14 protein-coding genes are annotated in these 14,349 nt (G+C 62.3%); 3 read left to right on the top strand and 11 right to left on the bottom strand.

Annotated elements, in window-relative coordinates; translation table 11 throughout:
* Window positions 1-101: 101 nt before the first annotated feature.
* The 9 genes from PMI18_RS14080 to gspG all read right to left on the bottom strand — a co-directional run bounded on the left by PMI18_RS14080 (window position 102) and on the right by gspG (window position 11,107).
* Window positions 102-1,274, bottom strand: a complete 1,173-nt coding sequence (locus PMI18_RS14080; RefSeq protein WP_007901229.1) for a substrate-binding domain-containing protein — start codon at window positions 1,272-1,274, stop codon at window positions 102-104.
* Window positions 1,275-1,996: 722 nt separating this feature from the next.
* Window positions 1,997-2,356 carry a DUF6124 family protein gene (locus tag PMI18_RS14085; RefSeq protein ID WP_007901226.1) on the bottom strand — a complete coding sequence of 120 codons (360 nt, stop codon included), beginning with the start codon at window positions 2,354-2,356 and terminating at the stop codon, window positions 1,997-1,999.
* A 389-nt stretch (window positions 2,357-2,745) separates the two neighbouring features.
* Window positions 2,746-3,957: a type II secretion system inner membrane protein GspF gene (gene gspF, locus PMI18_RS14090; protein ID WP_007901224.1), complete on the bottom strand. Its 1,212-nt coding sequence runs from the start codon at window positions 3,955-3,957 to the stop codon at window positions 2,746-2,748.
* On the bottom strand, window positions 3,957-5,375 hold the full coding sequence (gene gspE / locus PMI18_RS14095) for a type II secretion system ATPase GspE (RefSeq protein WP_007901218.1): 1,419 nt from the start codon (window positions 5,373-5,375) through the stop codon (window positions 3,957-3,959). Before gspE ends, gspF begins: the two co-directional genes overlap by 1 nt.
* 187 nt (window positions 5,376-5,562) lie before the next feature.
* Window positions 5,563-7,935 carry a type II secretion system secretin GspD gene (gene gspD / locus PMI18_RS14100; protein WP_007901216.1) on the bottom strand — a complete coding sequence of 791 codons (2,373 nt, stop codon included), beginning with the start codon at window positions 7,933-7,935 and terminating at the stop codon, window positions 5,563-5,565.
* On the bottom strand, window positions 7,932-8,489 hold the full coding sequence (gspM, locus tag PMI18_RS14105) for a type II secretion system protein GspM (protein ID WP_007901214.1): 558 nt from the start codon (window positions 8,487-8,489) through the stop codon (window positions 7,932-7,934). The genes gspD and gspM overlap by 4 nt, the downstream gene beginning before the upstream one ends.
* Window positions 8,482-9,657 (bottom strand): type II secretion system protein GspL, encoded by a 1,176-nt coding sequence (gene gspL, locus PMI18_RS14110; protein WP_007901212.1) that lies wholly within the window; start codon window positions 9,655-9,657, stop codon window positions 8,482-8,484. The genes gspM and gspL overlap by 8 nt, the downstream gene beginning before the upstream one ends.
* Window positions 9,654-10,640 (bottom strand): type II secretion system minor pseudopilin GspK, encoded by a 987-nt coding sequence (gene gspK, locus PMI18_RS14115; RefSeq protein WP_007901210.1) that lies wholly within the window; start codon window positions 10,638-10,640, stop codon window positions 9,654-9,656. The genes gspL and gspK overlap by 4 nt, the downstream gene beginning before the upstream one ends.
* Window positions 10,641-10,648: 8 nt before the next feature.
* Window positions 10,649-11,107, bottom strand: a complete 459-nt coding sequence (gene gspG, locus PMI18_RS14120) for a type II secretion system major pseudopilin GspG (protein WP_007901208.1) — start codon at window positions 11,105-11,107, stop codon at window positions 10,649-10,651.
* Window positions 11,108-11,254: 147 nt separating this feature from the next.
* Here gspG and gspI point away from each other — a divergent pair, with 147 nt between their 5' ends.
* Window positions 11,255-11,635, top strand: a complete 381-nt coding sequence (gene gspI / locus PMI18_RS14125) for a type II secretion system minor pseudopilin GspI (RefSeq protein ID WP_032835548.1) — start codon at window positions 11,255-11,257, stop codon at window positions 11,633-11,635.
* Between the two features lie 17 nt (window positions 11,636-11,652).
* Here the strand turns inward: gspI and PMI18_RS14130 are convergent, their stop codons facing one another.
* On the bottom strand, window positions 11,653-12,084 hold the full coding sequence (locus PMI18_RS14130) for a type II secretion system protein N (RefSeq protein WP_007901203.1): 432 nt from the start codon (window positions 12,082-12,084) through the stop codon (window positions 11,653-11,655).
* Between the two features lie 120 nt (window positions 12,085-12,204).
* Between PMI18_RS14130 and gspH the strand changes: the two genes are divergently transcribed.
* Window positions 12,205-12,657, top strand: coding sequence for a type II secretion system minor pseudopilin GspH (gene gspH / locus PMI18_RS14135; RefSeq protein ID WP_007901202.1), 453 nt, complete (start codon window positions 12,205-12,207; stop codon window positions 12,655-12,657).
* Window positions 12,654-13,262, top strand: a complete 609-nt coding sequence (locus PMI18_RS14140) for a prepilin-type N-terminal cleavage/methylation domain-containing protein (protein WP_007901199.1) — start codon at window positions 12,654-12,656, stop codon at window positions 13,260-13,262. Before gspH ends, PMI18_RS14140 begins: the two co-directional genes overlap by 4 nt.
* Before the next feature lie 150 nt (window positions 13,263-13,412).
* Here PMI18_RS14140 and PMI18_RS14145 read toward each other — a convergent pair whose 3' ends face one another.
* Complete coding sequence (locus PMI18_RS14145; protein WP_033036484.1) at window positions 13,413-14,342, bottom strand: FecR family protein; 930 nt, start codon at window positions 14,340-14,342, stop codon at window positions 13,413-13,415.
* Window positions 14,343-14,349 lie beyond the last annotated feature (7 nt).

Here is a 14,349-nt window from a genome sequence, read left to right as displayed (position 1 = left end):
ACGCAATATTCATCTGGCTGTTTTGCCCAGGTCATACGCAAAAAAATCAGCAACGGCTTGCGCCGTTGCTGACCGGGTATTGCGGGTCGTTGAAGCCAGGGTTACAACGGACGACCGATGGCGTTGCAGACGCTGGTGTTGCCGATGCTCAGGCCGCTGGAAGCGGTGACGAACGAATCGCGAACAGCGGTTTTCCAGGCGCCAGGCAGTGGCACGAAGCGGTTGTTGGTGATGGCGGCGTCGTTGTTGGTTGCAGCCAAAGCACCGTAGTGACGATTGAAGAAAGCGCGAACCTGTGTGGTCTGGGTCGCGTCAGCGTAGCACTGGCTGAACACCAGGTTGGTGAAGCCCAGGATTGGGTAGCCGGTAGAAGGGTAAGCCACGACACTTGGATCGGTCGGGCTGGTGGTAGCGGCGAACACTGGGACCCAGGCGTTAGGGTTGGCCAGGTTGGGAGCGACAGGCACTGGGACGGCAGCGATAGCGGCCGACACGTTGGCAGGCGCTGGCGAAACACCGGCAACCTTGGCGACTTTGGTGGCGTCGCTCAGGCCAGCCAGAGTAGTGGCCGCGTAGTCCGGGCTCATGTAGGTGATGCGACCTTGAGCAGCGTTCAAGGCCGTCATCACAGCCTGGCTGCCAACCGCGGACACAGCATTGGCCGGCAAGCCACCGCTGTAGCTGGAAGCGAAGTTGGTGGTGATGGCGAAGGTGCCGGTCTCGGCGCATTTGGCGTTCAGGAAACGGGTGAACAACTCGGTAGTACCGCTGCTTTCACCACGGTAAACCACGTTGATCGCACCAGTACGGCCCGAACCGGTGATCTGGCTCCAGTCAGTCAGACGACCCGAGAACACGCCGCACAGTTGGTTGACGCTGAGATCAACGTTCGCAGTGCCGGTTTTGTTGAACGGAATGGCAACCGAAGTGGCCACCGAAGGCACCTGGATCAATGGACCCCAGGCAGCGCCGTGAGCCGATACATAGTTGTTCAACTCGGTGGTGCTGAGTTTGGAATCGCTACCGGCCCAATGCACGTTCTTGCCGGTGGTGCCGGCCACGAACTTGGTGTAGTCGTTGTTCAGGAAGGCAGCCTTGCCGTTGCCGCTGCCGACACCGATGTAGGCGGCGAAGCCAGTGGTCAGTACGCCAGTGGTCTGGTACAGCGGTTGTGGCAGGGTCGCGCCACCACCGTTGATGTCAGCCATTGCAGCCTGTGCCGAGCACAGGGCAGCGAGGGTCAGGGATACCGCGAGAACGTTGCGCTTAAACATGAAGAGTCTCCTTTCGTCGTGTTCGTACGTTGGGTGAGTTGCTCGTGCATGACGCCATGGCGCTCAAGTCCTGTGCCCGGAACCGCGTGGGTCGAACGGCGTATGGGGTGAGGCCATGGGTCAGAAGTTCGCAGTTTCCAGTGACAGATAAAGGAAAAAACCTCGGGAGCCGGGCGTTGATTTTTCGGCGGATTCTCGGGTGTTTGCGGGGGCTTTGCGCGATGTTTGGCGCGGGACTTTCATTGGTTTGGTCGAAGGTCGGCTGGAGGGCTTGATGGGTCGTTGCAGATGACAGAACGACGAACCCGAGGATGATGGGATTGGGGCTCGGGTGATGGTGCAAGGCTTGAAAAATAATTTTGTGTGGGTGGAAAAAATCTTGTGAACCCTGTAGCAGCCGCCGAACGCAGCTTCGCGGGCTCGGCAGCTGCTACAGGTCGTGTTGTGCCATGACCCATTTGCTGTCCGTACAAAAGTAAACGCCCCGAACATGTCGGGGGCGTTTACAGAAACCACCATCAGTGCGTTTTCACAAAGACTGTTTAGAGCCGTTTATCATTTTGCTCATGCACAGATGCTTTCGTGGCGAGGGAGCTTGCTCCCGCTGGGTTGCGAAGCGACCCAATCCCGGCGATCACGTTTTTTCAGACACACCGCAAACTCAGGTTTTACGACTGCTGCGCAGCCGAGCGGGAGCAAGCTCCCTCGCCACAATGGATCGCTCAGTTCTGCGGATCGAGGTTATCCAGCACCCGATTCACCGCCAACTCCCCGAGCATGACCACCGATTGAATCCCCAACATCATGTTGCGATGTGGCATGTCCATCAACCCGGCGAACTCACTGAGCATCATGCTCGCTGATGCCAGGGACTCGCAGGCGTTGACCAGCAGGCTTTCGTTATCGACCTTCGCACCGACGTGGTAAATGGTGCTGGGTTTGCGCTTGGTGTCTTTGGGGATGGGCGGCTTGAGATGGTAATCGAGAGCGCGGTCGGCGGCTTCGTTGAGTTTTTTGGAATCGAGGGATTCGTAGGAGGAAACGTCGTCCGTTTCTGGTGGATTTGGCGTTGGTTTGAACATAGGTGCAGACCTCTTACGTCTTTAAAAGGAAGCCATCACTCTCGCTACCAAACGAAGGGTGGCGGCCATGCTCAGGTTGGTAGACCGGGACGTAAGGAGACCGGCGCGCTCGAAAGCGCCCTGTGCATGACCACCATAAAGCAGAGTCGAACAAACGCTGCGAATCATGATGCTTATGCACCTTACGTCACCCGGGGCTACCAAACCCCATCACTGTTTTTCAGCGACGGGGAAACGATAGAGCCCAGGACCAAGGCGCACAAGCCGGCGGATTCTGGCGCAGTCGTAGGCAGCGGCGCAAGGATGTGTAGCCTGAGAGAGTGTCTGGAGATGTCTTTTAAACATCCACGTTTAAAAACAAAAGATCGCAGGGATCTTTTGATCTTGCTTCACTGCACCAACTGATTGATCTCGATGATCGGCAACAACACCGCCATGACGATCACCAGCACCACCCCACCCATGACCACGATCATCAGCGGTTCCAGCAACGCGGTCATGCCCATGGCCCGGCGTTCGATGTCGCGGGACAGGGTTTGCGCGGCGCGTTCGAGCATCGGTGGCAGAGAGCCGGTTTTCTCGCCGCTGGCGATCAGGTGGATCAGCACCGGCGGGAAAACCTTCTCGACCCGCAACGCGGCGGCCAGGTTAACGCCCTCGCGAACCTTGGCCGTGGCGTCGCTGACACTCAGGCTCAAGCGGTCGTTGGACAAGGTCTGGCGCGCCGCTTCCAGGGCACGCAACAACGGCACCCCGGCGCCGCCGAGAATCGCCAGGGTCGAGGCAAAACGCGCGGTGTTGAGCCCCAGCACGAACCGGCCGATCAACGGCAAACCCAGGATCCGGCTGTGCCAGCTCAAACGCGCCGCCGGGTTGCGCAAATACAGGCGCCACCCCCAGAAACTTCCTGCCATCACACTGAAACACAACCAGCCCCAACCGCGAATGAAGTCACTGGCATTGAGCATCGCCAGGGTCAGCCCCGGCAGGTCCTGGCGCGCCTGGGAAAACGCGCTGACCACCTGCGGCACCACGTAACTGAGCAGGAAAATCACGATGGCGATCGACACCAGCCCCACCACACCGGGGTAGATAAACGCGGTGAGAATCTTGCCCCGCAGGTTGTTGCGCTCTTCGATGTAATCGGCCAGCCGCTCCATGACCTGGGCCAGGTCACCGGACTCCTCGCCCGCCGCGATCAACGCCCGGTAGATCTCCGGAAAATCCCGTGGTCGCGCCGCCAACGCTTCGGCCAGGCGCATGCCGCCACGCACATCGGCGCGCACCGCGCTGAGGGTCTGGGCAATGTGTTTTTTTTCGGCTTGCTCTACGGTGGCGCTCAACGCGGCTTCCAGCGGCAGGCTCGCCCCCAGCAGGCTCGCGAGTTGCCGGGTGGCCCAGGCCAGGTCGTTGTCCGAGAGCTTGGCGCTGAATAATCCGCTACCACCGCCCGCCGGCGTGTTGCTCTCGACTTGCACCAACAACGCCGTCAGGCCACGGCTGCGCAATACGCCAAACGCCGCGCTCTGGCTGTCGGCTTCCAGATGGCCGGCCTCGATCTTGCCGTTGGCGTCGGCGGCTTCAAAACGGTAGCGGTTCATCAGGCGTCCCGTGTCACGCGAAGGATTTCTTCCGGCGCGGTGGCACCGCTGCGAACCCAGCGCTCGCCGTCTTCACGCATGCTGAACATCCCGGCCTCGCGGGCGGCGGCTCTCAAGGCCTGCTCGCCGGCGCCCTGATGGATCAGCGTGCGAATGTCATCGTCGATGCAGAACAGCTCGTGAATGCCGGTACGACCGCTGTAGCCAGTGTGGTTGCACGCGACACAACCAATGGGGCGCCAGGTTCCGGGGGCGGCCGGGTCTTGCTGTTTGCAGTGCTGACACAGCCGTCGCACCAGCCGTTGCGCTAGCACTCCGAGCATCGATGACGCCAGCAGAAACGGTTCGACGCCCATGTCGATCAGCCGGTTGACCGCCGACACCGCGTCGTTGGTGTGCAGCGTCGCCAGCACCAGGTGCCCGGTGAGCGAGGCCTGCACGGCGATTTGTGCGGTTTCGAGATCGCGGATTTCGCCGATCATGATGATGTCCGGGTCTTGCCGCAAAATCGCCCGCAGCGCCAGGGCGAAGGTCATGTCGATTTTGGCGTTGACCTGAATCTGGCTGATGCCCGGCAAGTCGTACTCCACCGGGTCTTCAACGGTGAGGATGTTGCTGGTGCTGGCATCCAGCCGTGCCAGCGCGGCGTAGAGACTGGTGGTTTTGCCGCTGCCGGTGGGGCCGGTGACCAGCACGATGCCGTGGGGTTGACGGATCAGGTTGTCGAGTTTGGCCAGCACCTGCGGGTCCATGCCCAGGGTTTCCAGTTGCAGGCGCCCGGCCTGTTTGTCCAGCAGGCGCATCACCACCCGTTCGCCATGGCCGGTGGGCACCGTGGAGACGCGAATGTCGATCGGCCGTCCGGCCACGCGCAGGGCGATGCGGCCGTCCTGGGGCAGGCGTTTTTCGGCGATGTCGAGCTGCGCCATGATCTTGATCCGCGACACCAATGCGCCATGCAGCGCCTTACGCGGCGACACCACATCCCGCAGCGTGCCGTCGACCCGATAGCGCACCACCGAATGACTTTCATAGGGTTCGATGTGAATGTCGCTGGCCTCGTCCCGCGCTGCTTGCGTGAGCAAGGCGTTGATCATGCGGATTACTGGCGCGCCGTCCTGGGTATCCAGCAGATCGGTGATTTCCGGGATGTCCTGCATCAGCCGGTCGAGATCGACTTCGTTTTCCGCCGCGCCGACCACCGCCGCCGCACTGCCGGTGTCGGCATAGGCACTGGCGAGCAAGCCGTCGAGTTCTTCGTCGCGCACCCGCTCCAGCCGCGCCGGGCCGAACTGACGCCGCACTTCACTGATCGACCAGCCCGGCGTCGACGGGCACACCGTCAACACCGCGCCCTCCTCGCCGGTGCGCAGCAGGATCCGTTGGGCCTTGGCCCAGGCGTAGGGCAAAACGCTCATCCTTCAATCCGCCCTGTTAAGTTCACTGTGGCGAGGGAGCTTGCTCCCGCTCGGCTGCGCAGCAGCCGCAATACCACTGCATGCGGTGGACCAGAAGGTTTGTGGTTGCAGGTTTTGGGGGTGCTTCGCCCCCCAGCGGGAGCAAGCTCCCTCGCCACAAAAAGCAGTCCATTCATTGCGTAGGTGTTCATGGGATTGGCACCGCGCGGATGGTCGCTCGCGGCTGCGCATTCGACACCGGCACACCCTGCGCCGCCGTCGGCAATTGCGGTGCCTGCATGTCCGGCATGGCCCAGTTGCGTTCCGGTTGCATACCGCCCTGGGCGCGGCGCATGAAGTCGTAGCGGTTGAGGGTAATCGCGCGCCCGGCGCCGCTGTCGCGAATGATGTAGGGGCGCAGGAACACCATCAGGTTGGTCTTGGTGATCGCCCGGCGCTCATTGCGAAACAGCGCGCCGATCCCGGGAAGGGTCGACAACCACGGCACCGCGTCGTTGCTTTGGCTGTAGCCATCCTGCAACAAGCCACCGAGCACCATGATCTGCCCGTCATCGAGCAGGATGCTGGTGTCGATCGCGCGTTTGTTCGTGACGATCCCGGCGGCGGAAGCGCTGTTGGACGCACGTTCGTCGATGCTGCTGACTTCCTGATAGATGTCGAGCTTGACCGTGCCGCCCTCGGAAATCTGTGGCCGCACGTTGAGCTTCAAACCGACTTCTTCACGGGTCACGGTCTGGAACGGGTTGTTGCTGGTGCCGCCACCGCCGGTGACGTAACTGCCACTGACAAAAGGAATGGTCTGGCCGACAAAAATACTCGCCGCTTCGTTGTCGAGGGTCAGCAGGTTCGGCGTCGACAGCACGTTGGTACCGCCCTTGCTCTTCAAGGCGCGGGCGAGCACTTTCAGGTCGAGGATCTTGCCAATGCCGGGAATGTCCACCGTGCCATTGACGTAGCCGAGGTTGAGGCCTTGGGGCAACACGTCAATGCTGGTCTTGCCGTTGGTGTTGATCCCCGAGCCACCGAGGTTGGCGCCACCGATCACGCCATTGCCGCCCAGATTACCGGTCTGCCATTGCACGCCGAATTCACTGGCATCGTCTTCGCCGACTTCGACGATCAGGCTTTCGATCACCACTTGCGCCCGGCGCTGATCGAGCATGTCGATCACTTCACGCAGGTTGCGGTACACCGGTTCCGGCGCGGAAATCAGCAAGGTGTTGGTGGTGCCGTCGGCCTGGATGGTCACGCCGCCCGCACTGAAAGCCACGTTCTGTTCACTCTGCTGACCGCTGCCTGTCTGGCCACTTGAGCCGCTGGTGCCCTGCCCGTAACCGTTGCCGCCCGTGCTGCTGCCGGCCGACGTCGAGGTTTGCGTGCCACTGCTGCTCTGGCTGCCGCTCTGCCCGTTCTGGCCACCGCTGGTGCTGCTGCCCATCGCGCTGAGCACTGAACGCGCGCCGTCGCTGCTGCCGCTGTCGCTTTCCCCGGTCAGCAAACCGCGCAGGGCCTGGGCCAGTTTGGCGGCTTGGGCGTTGCGCAGGTACACCACGTGCAGGTTGCTCGGGTTGCTCTGGGCGTTGTCGAGTTTGTAGATCAGGTTGCGTGCCAGCTCGGTGCGCTCAGGGCTGCCGGCACGGATGATGATCGAGTTGGAGCGCGGATCGCCAATCACCGAAATCTTCTGCGTCGGGTCGTTGCCCGGCGCCTCCAGCAAGTCCGAGACCATGCCGGCGATGTCCGCAGCGATACCGTTCTGCACCTGCACCACATCAGTGTCGATGGCGCTTGGGCTGTCGATGCCCTGAATGATCTGCGCCACCCGCGACAGGTTCTCGGCGTAATCGGTGACGACGATGGTGTTGTTGCCGGGGTAGGCGTTGATCGGGTTGTTCGGCGACACGATCGGGCGCAGCACCGGAATCAGGTTCACCGCGTTTTCGTATTGCAGGCGGAAGGTGCGGGTCAGCATGCCATTGCCGGCGGGTTTGTCGGCGCTGTAAATCGGCCCGCCGAGCAACTTGGCGTCGGCCTCCGGCACCACTTGGGAAACCCCGCCGACATCGACCACGCTGAAACCCTGCATGCGCAGCGTCGCGAGCAGCATGTCGTAGGCCTGATGCGCCGGCACTTGCCCTTCGGAGACCAGCGTCAGGTTGCCTTTGACCCGTGGATCGACCAGAAACTGGCGACCGGTGGACCGCGACAATGCACGCACCACCGCCGGGATATCGACGTCGACAAAGTTCAGCGTCACCAGTTGATTGCCCAATGGATTGCTCGCTGGCGCGCTACCGGCGGGCAGCGCATTGCGCTGGTTGGGGCTGCTGATTTTGTGTTGCACTCCCGGCGGCTGCTTCAACTGTGACTGGTTTTTTTGCCGGTCCGCCAACGCATCGCCGGTACGGTTGGTGTCGGCCAACGGGCGTCCCAATTCGCTGTCCACCAGCAACGGCGGCTGTTGCGTCGTGGCGGTGTTGCTGCACGCGCTCAGTGCCAGCAATAAAAACGGCGCGGCCATGCGGCACTGACGCGCATACAGAGAACCTGACCACTTCATGAAGCTTCCTTAGCGCCAAGCGCCTGATCCATGCGAACGGTTCCGGACAGAGTGCCTGCCGTGTCATTGGGCAGAGGATCGCCTGCGCGCTGCAAACGAACCTCGACCACCTCAAGGGAAAATTGCCGGGGATTGCCCAGCAGCCAGCCGACCACGGCGTCTGCCGGGGCCTCGTCGAACGTCAAGCGCCATGCTTGGGGGGTTGCGGTGTCCGGCGCCTGCAATTGGTAATGCCCGGCCAGGCCACTGGCTTCGAGGCTCTGGCGCAGGGATTGCTCGAGGCCCTGCGCGGTGGGCGGCCGCGCCACCTCACGCAGCAAGACTTCCAGTGCTTCGGCCTGGGAGCGCAGCTTCGGCGTTTCGGCCTGCCAGTAATCGATCTTTTTCAGCGGCGGTTGAATCAGCAACAGCCAGGTCAACAAACCTGCCAGCACCAGCGCCGTGCCCGCGACCATGCGTTTCTCGCGCAGGGCCAGGCCTTGCCAGATCACTTGGGCACGGGCGTTGAAGTGCTGCCAGCGCGCACGGTAAATCCCTAGGGAATAGTTACTCATCGTCGGCTCCGCTGGCGTTGTCTACATCGCTGGCCGCAGCCTCGGCGGCCGGGCGCAAGGCCCAGCCATCGTCGGTGGCGTTGATCGCAACGCCGGCCTGGGTCAACGCGGTTTGCCATTGCTTGTCGCTGCCGGTTTTGCGCGCATCGCTCAGCAGGCTCAGCTGCAACTCGCCCTGTTCAAACACCAGTTGTTGCACGCTGCCGGCCATGAATGGCATGCCGCTGCCGGCCTGCAGCACCAGGCTGGCGAAACGTTGGGTCGGGTCGGTCGCGGCGCCGCTCTGGCGCGCGGCCAATTGCTGACGCGCCTGTTGCAACGGATTGAGGATCACCGGCAGCTCAGGGAAGGCCTGCTTCACCCGTTGGTTCATGTGCGTCTTGAGTCTCTGGCCCTGTGTCGCTTCACGGGCCGCGTACAGATTCAGCCCCAAGGTCCAGACCGCCACGGCCATCGCACAAAAGGCTGCCGCCCGGCCCCAGCCTGATTGACCGGCGCTGCGTTGTTGAATCCCCCCGTGCAAGCCCCAGCCGGGCAAGGTCCCGGTCCAGCGTTGTTCGGCGGGTAACGGCGTGATCGTCGTCTCTGGCAGCGCTTCGCCGATCCATTGCACGCTGGCGCCGTGCTCCAGCAACAGATCACTCAACGCCTCGTCCACCGCCGGGTGTACCACCGCGTGCTGAAGACTGTGACGCACCAACAGATGCCCGTCCCGAACGCAGGCCACCGGGCCATCCGCGACAGGCAAGCAATACGCACCCGAGTACAAACCGCGCAGGGCCAATCGCGCCATCCGCAGTAGCTGGCCGAACTGGCTCAGCCATTCCCGAGACAACCATGCGATGTGCACGCGCCCCTGCTCGTCCCGTGGGCTGTGGGCGATGTGCATCTGCTCGCAGGCCCCGAGGATCAGTGCCTGCGCCGCGCACTGCACCGCCGCCGTGGTTTTGCCGGCCGGCAAGATCGGCAAATCGATACTCGCCAACAGGCTGTCCTGGGGGTGCAGAAAAAATGCAATCGCCGGGGTTTTTCCGCTCTGGCCCAATTGCAGCAAGGTACTTTGGCCCTCGCGGATCACCTGCCCCTGACGGTCCAGCCAGGCGAATTGCAGCGGGCTGTCGAGGGTCAGATCAGCCAGTGGCGGCAAGGCGATGCGCAACTGACTCATACGCCCACCCGTGACCAGATCACCTCGGGCAAGCGGTCTTCGCTGCGGTGCAGCAAGGCATCGAGGCTGACTCGACGCTGATCGCTACGAGCCTTGCCACGCAGGCGGAACCAGTCGCTGGTGATCCCGACTTTGACGGTTGCCAACTCCAGATTCGGCATGCGCAGGCGGTTGACGAAATCCCCTCGGTTGATGAACCACTGGCCGCCGTCACGCTCGTTGATCAAGGCCTGGGCGCGTTCGATCGACAGCCCCGGCACATAAGCGGCCAGCACCGGTGCGCTGGCGGTGTTGCCGTTGAGCCAGGTATTGGCCGGGAGAATGGTCAGGTAAGGCGTGATCTTCGCCAGCAGCGCGTCATTCATGCCTTCAATACTGCGCAAATCGTCGAGGCTGCGCAGCATCGGGCGCGTGGGCAATTGAGGTTTGCGCACGGCATTGGGCGAGGTATCGCGGCCGCTGTCAAAGCCGCTCTTGGGCGGTGCTTTGTCCGCCAACTCAGGGTTCAACAGACGCGGATAGGAGGCGATCACCCGCTGACTGATGCGTTGGCTCAGGGTTGCGTTGACCCCGATCAACTGGCACAGGCGCTGGAAGTTCACCCGTTGTTCCTCGTCGATTCGTTCATTGGCGACCAGGTTGCGCAGGTTGAACTTGCCCTGCTCGTCTTCCAGCCGACCTTCGAAGGGCAAATCACGACCGTCATCAGGCGCCATCACCAACGGCTGTGCCCACGGCTGATCGAGACGGGTCAAGGGGTCACGCCGGCGCGCATCCCACAGCAGATGTCGGCTGATTTCGATGCCGCTGTGCAGCACCCAGGCGCCCTGCACTCGCAACTGCTCAGCCTCAAGGCTTCGGGTAAACACTGTTTGCCGGGTGAGCATGCCGCCAGCAATCACCGCCACCACCGCCGCGATCAGCAAGGCACTGATGATCGCCATGCCGCGTTGCTTCGCCACTGCCAGCGAATAGGCTTTCATGACCGCGCTTACAACTGCCAGGAGCCGATATCGGCATTCACGCCCTCGCCGTCCGGCTGGCCGTCGGCACCGAGGGAGAAGATATCGACTTCGCCATTCGCGCCAGGATTCAAATAGTTGTAGGGACGGCCCCACGGGTCATTCGGCAGGCGTTCCAGATACGAACGCCAGTTGCTGTTCTTGGCATCCGCCGGGCGCTCGACCAGCACTTTCAAGCCCTGGGTCATGTTCGGATAGGTGCCGTGGTCCAAGCGATACAGCTTCAAGGCTTGCATCAAGCCGCCAATGTCCTGTTTGGCGGCCGTGGCCCGGGCCTGGTCCGGACGGTCCAGCACCTTGGGCACCACCATCGCCGCCAGAATCCCGAGAATCACTACCACCACCATGATCTCGATCAAGGTGAAACCTTGCTGCCCCCGAGGCAGGCGGGGCTGCTGATTCAACAACTTGAAGCGCGCGATATCCATCTCGACATTCCCTGGCTTGATTCGATTCGACGCGCAGTGTTGCAAGAAGATATGTCAGTGATGTTGAAATTCCTCGGGAGCTTTGGTCGTCAAGCCGTCAAGCCCGGACGCTACCGTCAAGTGCTGTCCAGACTGCCCGAGCGCCTGATGCAACGCCCTTCCCGAGAAGCCGGTTTTACCTTGATTGAAGTGCTGGTGGCGCTGGCGATCATCGCCGTCGCGATGTCTGCCGCGGTGCGGGTGGCCGGGTTGATGACCCAGAGCAATGGCCTGTTGCGCGACAAATCCATCGCGCTGCTGGCGGCCCAGAGTCGTCTGGCCGAGTTGCGCCTGGAGGGCCGTTTGCCGCTGGGGGCGAAAGCGATCGAATGCGATCAGGGGCGGTTGCTGTTGCGCTGCGAACAAGCCATTGGCAATGCACAGAACGGCCGCTTGTTGCGGGTCGATCTGCAAGTGTTCGACCGCAGCCGCGAAGCACCGCCACTGGCCCGACTCGATACCTTGCTCAGTCGACCGATCACCAAATAAACGCGATCCCTGTGGTTTCAGGGTTGAGTCAACACGGGCAGTACCGGTGAATCCGGCAGTTTGTCGAGCACCAGCCGGGTTTGTTCGGTGCCGCGTTCGATCACCACGGCGTCGCCATCGATGGCCACGACTTTCACCCCTTGGCTCACGCGCTCGCCCACTAGAAAGCTGCGTGGTGGGCCGTCGTTGAGGCTGAGGATGGCCACGGCGCCACGGCTGCCCGCCAGTACGCCGCCGACTTTGATATCGACCGGTGCCGGTTGGTTGGAAAACCATTGCAGGGCCGGATTGTTGGAGCGCTCGGCAATCAATTGCGGCGCCGCCTCCGGGGTTCGCGATTCGGCCGAGGTGAGCAGCAGCGATGACCAGGTGACGACACCGGCCAGGGTCGCCAGCAAGGCAACAGCCTGCACGCACTGTGCCGGGGAAAACCGATCGGTGAACGACATGGGCTGAATCTCCTTTTAGTCCCTGCCCTGAGCCTACCGCTTAATTCTCACGTTTTTATTTCACACACCCATCATCTTTGCCGTGCAGGATAAAAACCGACGCAAAGGAGCGCGCAGTCGATGAATGGCTTCAAACAACAGGGCTTTACCTTGATCGAGTTGATGGTGGTACTGGTGATCATCGGCATCGCCAGCGCGGCGATCAGCCTGAGCATCAAACCGGACCCGTTGCACCTGCTGCGCAAGGACGCCGAGCGTGTCGCGCAGTTGCTCCAGGTGGCCCAGGCCGAAGCCCGCGCCGATGGGCGGCCGATCACCTGGCTGGCCGATGCCAAGGGCTTTCGTTTCAGTCGGCGCAATGACCAGGACAAAGGCTTAGATCACTTCAACAACGACCCACAACTGCGCCCCCGCCCCTGGCAAACGCCGGGGATGGAGGTGCGCGTGGAGCCCAGGCAAAAAGTCGTATTGAACGCCGAGTGGATCAACCCGCCCTTGCAGTTGAAGCTGTCGGACGGGCTCAACAGCATCAGCGTGCAACGCAATGCCACCGGCCAGGTGAGCGTCCAATGAAAGCCCAACAAGGTTTTACCCTGATCGAAGTGATGGTCGCGATCATGCTGATGGCCGTGGTCAGCCTGATTGCCTGGCGTGGCCTGGACAGCGTCACCCGCGCCGACGCTCATTTGCAGGCCAGCACCGAACAGACCGAAGCCCTGCTGCGGGCGCTGAACCAACTGGAGCGCGACGTCGCGATGCGCGCCAGCATCGAGCTGTCCGAGCCAGTCAGGCCCGGGGCAGACGACGAACCGCCCAGCGCCCCGCCTGCGCTGACCGTGCGCAGCACCGACGGCAAAGGCTTTCGTCTGGACGTGATCCGCGTCGCGCCCAACCAGAATGGCGAATTGCAGCGCGTGCGCTGGTGGCTCAAGGGCGACACGCTCTATCGGGCGCAGGCACCGTCGCGCAGCCAGTATCCACTGCCGGCCCCCACCGGTGGAGTTGCCGTGCTCCATGACGTCAGCGAAGCCGCGTTGCGGGTGTGGGAGGTGGACAAGGGTTGGAGGAAACTGAGCGGCAACCGGCGGGAGAATCCACTGGGGATCGAGATCAGCCTGACGCGGCAGACGCCTCAGGGGGTTGAGCAATATCGGCAGGTGATCGGGCCGTTGGAGTGATTCACACAGACCGCGTTATCGTTCATCGCGAGCAGGCTCGCACAGGGTTATCGGTTAGCCGCAATATTTGCAGACAATACACATCCACTGTGGGAGCGGGCTTGCCCGCGAAAGCGCCAGCCGGAACACTCCATAACCTCAAGCCGGTCCCTAACTGAGCACCACCACCCCACCCGGCAATTCAGTGCATTTGGCCCCATACGCATCGCGGATCAATAACGCCACGCCCGCCAGTTGATCCAGGCTGAAACGTGCCTGAACCTTGCGCTTGCCCAACTCGCTGTTGAGCAACAGCAACATCCCGGGACGATAGCGGTTGATCTCGTCGATCACCGTCGACAGCGTAGCGTCGTTAAACACCAGTACTTGCTGGCGCCAGGCAATCACCGCTGAGGTGTCCACTGCTTGCGGCGTGCCGACTCGCTGCGCGTCATAGGTCAGTTGCTGACCTGACTCCAGGCGAATGCTGCGCCCCTGCACATCAACCAGCAATGCGCCGTCCAGACAGGTAACGCATACGCTCTGATCGGTGTTGCGAAGATTGAACCGTGCCTGGCTCGCACTCAACCACCCTGCCCCGGCCTGAACCTTGAGCGGCGCCTGAGCACGGGTCAGGACCTCGACTTCGCCGCTGACCAGTTCGAAATTGGCACTGTCACGGCGGTTGATCCGCGTCTGGGTATTGAGCTCCAGGCTCACACCGTCCGCCAGATCGACCCGCCGCTGTTCGCCGACTTCCGTGATGTAGTCAGCGCCCAGCCCGGAAAAACCGCCCGGTACGGTGCCACGAATCAGCAAGAACGCTGCGGACGCCGCGATGGCGCCGCCCAGAAACGCCCGACGCCCCAAATGTCGCGGCGCTTGCAAACCTTCGGCGGCGGGCTGCAACTGCTGCCACAACAGTTTGCTTTGCTCGAATGCACGGGCGTGTTCGGGGCTTTGTGCGCACCACTCGCGCAAGGCGCGGGCATCGGCGGCGGTCGCCCGGCCCGAGGTCAAAAGGATCAACCAGTCCTGGGCTTCGCTTTGCAGCCGGTCCTGGGGTGTCGCCTCAGGGAATGACATACGGAAGATGTTCAAGCGCGGG

The sequence above is a fragment of the Pseudomonas sp. GM102 genome, from assembly GCF_000282555.1.
Taxonomy (GTDB): Bacteria; Pseudomonadota; Gammaproteobacteria; order Pseudomonadales; family Pseudomonadaceae; genus Aquipseudomonas.
The sequence above is the reverse complement of the archived record's forward strand: the minus strand, read 5'-3'. Positions and strand labels throughout refer to the sequence as shown.

Excerpts from the sequence above, each read along its gene's own strand:
- gspI (WP_032835548.1), top strand. The coding sequence starts at position 11,255 with ATGCAACGCCCTTCCCGAGAAGCCGGTTTTACCTTGATTGAAGTGCTG.
- gspH (WP_007901202.1), top strand. The coding sequence starts at position 12,205 with ATGAATGGCTTCAAACAACAGGGCTTTACCTTGATCGAGTTGATGGTG.
- gspD (WP_007901216.1), bottom strand. The coding sequence starts at position 7,935 with ATGAAGTGGTCAGGTTCTCTGTATGCGCGTCAGTGCCGCATGGCCGCG.
- gspK (WP_007901210.1), bottom strand. The coding sequence starts at position 10,640 with ATGAAAGCCTATTCGCTGGCAGTGGCGAAGCAACGCGGCATGGCGATC.
- gspG (WP_007901208.1), bottom strand. The coding sequence starts at position 11,107 with ATGGATATCGCGCGCTTCAAGTTGTTGAATCAGCAGCCCCGCCTGCCT.
- gspF (WP_007901224.1), bottom strand. The coding sequence starts at position 3,957 with ATGAACCGCTACCGTTTTGAAGCCGCCGACGCCAACGGCAAGATCGAG.
- PMI18_RS14130 (WP_007901203.1), bottom strand. The coding sequence starts at position 12,084 with ATGTCGTTCACCGATCGGTTTTCCCCGGCACAGTGCGTGCAGGCTGTT.
- gspM (WP_007901214.1), bottom strand. The coding sequence starts at position 8,489 with ATGAGTAACTATTCCCTAGGGATTTACCGTGCGCGCTGGCAGCACTTC.
- PMI18_RS14140 (WP_007901199.1), top strand. The coding sequence starts at position 12,654 with ATGAAAGCCCAACAAGGTTTTACCCTGATCGAAGTGATGGTCGCGATC.
- PMI18_RS14080 (WP_007901229.1), bottom strand. The coding sequence starts at position 1,274 with ATGTTTAAGCGCAACGTTCTCGCGGTATCCCTGACCCTCGCTGCCCTG.
- PMI18_RS14085 (WP_007901226.1), bottom strand. The coding sequence starts at position 2,356 with ATGTTCAAACCAACGCCAAATCCACCAGAAACGGACGACGTTTCCTCC.
- gspE (WP_007901218.1), bottom strand. The coding sequence starts at position 5,375 with ATGAGCGTTTTGCCCTACGCCTGGGCCAAGGCCCAACGGATCCTGCTG.
- gspL (WP_007901212.1), bottom strand. The coding sequence starts at position 9,657 with ATGAGTCAGTTGCGCATCGCCTTGCCGCCACTGGCTGATCTGACCCTC.